This window comes from Streptomyces beijiangensis, from assembly GCF_017315755.1.
In the GTDB taxonomy this organism is placed as follows: Bacteria; Actinomycetota; Actinomycetes; order Streptomycetales; family Streptomycetaceae; genus Streptomyces; species Streptomyces beijiangensis.
The window spans coordinates 1-256 of sequence record NZ_JAFLRJ010001461.1; the positions used below are offsets into that span (position 1 = coordinate 1).

General features: G+C 43.4%; 1 pseudogene. It reads right to left on the bottom strand.

The window, feature by feature from the left end:
- A pseudogene (locus J0695_RS46515) lies at positions 1 to 236 on the bottom strand (hypothetical protein); the annotation flags it as partial.
- Positions 237 to 256 lie beyond the last annotated feature (20 nt).

The following is a 256-nucleotide window of genomic DNA, read 5'->3' on the forward strand; positions in this document are numbered from 1 at the left end:
ATTTCAAACAGCAGATCCCTCAAGCCTTGTCTGGTCACCGCGCTGATTGGAAAAACAGGATAATCATCTGTGAGCTTTTCTTTGAAAGCCTTCAGATTTTCTTCCGCATCCGGCATATCCATTTTATTGGCGACAATAATTTGAGGACGTTCTGTCAGCCTGAGATTATACTGTTCAAGCTCTTTATTAATGGTCACATAATCTTCATACGGGTCGCGCCCTTCAAGACCCGACATGTCAATAACGTGCACGATGA